This is a genomic window from Streptococcus sp. 10824, assembly GCF_013276595.1.
In the GTDB taxonomy this organism is placed as follows: domain Bacteria; phylum Bacillota; class Bacilli; order Lactobacillales; family Streptococcaceae; genus Streptococcus; species Streptococcus pseudopneumoniae.
This window is the reverse complement of sequence record NZ_VMLH01000162.1, coordinates 1-1,603: the sequence shown is the minus strand read 5'-3', so window position 1 is coordinate 1,603 and position 1,603 is coordinate 1. Positions and strand designations below refer to the sequence as shown.

The window sequence follows — 1,603 nt, the reverse complement described above, 5'->3', positions numbered from 1 at the left end:
TTTTCGAAGAGTATTAATTTACATAAATAGCCAGTGTTTGATAGGGTTTGAGTAGAATTTTCTCAGACACTTCTGCGTCTTCATAGTTTGAAATCAAAATTTGTCCATTTTGGTAGGCTACTGGCAAATCGATTTCCACTTCTGTGGCATAAAAATTATTGAGCACAAGTAACTTTTCAGCCTCATACTGACGTTCAAAAGCATAGACTTGCTTGCTATCTTCAAAGGCTGGTTTGTAACTTCCTTCTGAGATGATAGGCATTTCCTTACGCAGTCGAATCAAGTCTTGGTAGAAGGTGAAAATCGGACCTTGGATTTCATTTTCTACATTGATGTGAGGGTAGGATTTTCCTGCATTGAGCCAAGGAGTCCCTACTGTGAAGCCTGCATTTTCAGAAGCATCCCACTGCATAGGAATTCGTGAATTATCACGCGACTTAGCTTGAATAATCTGGAAGGCTTTTTCCTGACTCTTCCCTTCCTCTAAGAGCATCTGATAGGCATTGAGCGATTCGACATCCACATAATCAGCAATAGAATCATAGTCTGGGTCAATCATCCCGATTTCCTCGCCCATATAGATATAAGGTGTCCCACGTGAAAGGTGAATACTGGCCGCTAGCATGGTAGCTCCTTCCTTGCGGAAGTTTTGAATATCAACAAAACGGTTTAAAGCGCGTGGTTGGTCGTGATTGTTCCAGAAGAGAGCACTCCAACCACCTTTATCACTCATTTCCTTGCCCCAGCTATGGTAAAGACTCTTCAAAATCAAAGGGAGCCAAGGTCCACTTTTGTCCATCCTTATAGTCCACCTTGAGATGATGAAAATTAAAGGTCATGGATAATTCCTGACGGTCAGGCGACGAATAAAGGACACAATTTCCCATGGTGGTTGAGGACATTTCCCCAACTGTCATAAAACTATCGTCTGATCCAAAAGTGGCTTGATTCATCATACGCAAATAGTCATGAACGATGGGCTTGTCTGTGTAAGCTGGCTTTCCTTCATTTTCAGGACAATCCACTAAAACCTCGTCCTTGCCAATTAAATTGATCACATCAAATCGGAAACCTTTGACACCCTTGTCGCGCCAGAAATTAACAACCTTGAAAAGCTCCTTACGGATATTGGGATTGCTCCAGTTAAGGTCAGCCTGGGTCTCATCAAAGAGGTGAAGGTAGTATTTCCCTGTATTCCCAAAGGGCGCCCATGCAGAGCCACCAAACTTAGACTGCCAGTCTGTTGGTTGGTCTTGGATGAAGAAAAAGTCTTGGTAGTACTTGTCACCAGCTAGGGCTTTCTGAAACCATTCATGCTCTGTCGAACAATGATTGAGTACCATGTCCAGCATAAAGTCAATCTTATGCTCTTTACCGACACGCACCATTTCCTCAAAATCAGTCATATCACCAAAAAGAGGATCCACTGCCATATAATCTGAAATATCGTAACCATTATCCCGTTGAGGGCTTGGATAGAATGGATTGAGCCAGACCATATCCACGCCCAGTTTGGCTAAATAGGGGATTTTTTCGATAATCCCACGGAAGTCCCCAATACCATTTCCAGTGGTGTCTTTGTAAGATTTTGGATAGATTTGAT

Annotated in this window: 1 pseudogene; it reads right to left on the bottom strand. The window is 42.5% G+C overall.

Annotation, left to right across the window (positions count from 1 at the left end):
* Positions 1-13: 13 nt before the first annotated feature.
* Positions 14-1,603: pseudogene (treC, locus tag HT701_RS11020) on the bottom strand (alpha,alpha-phosphotrehalase); the annotation flags it as partial.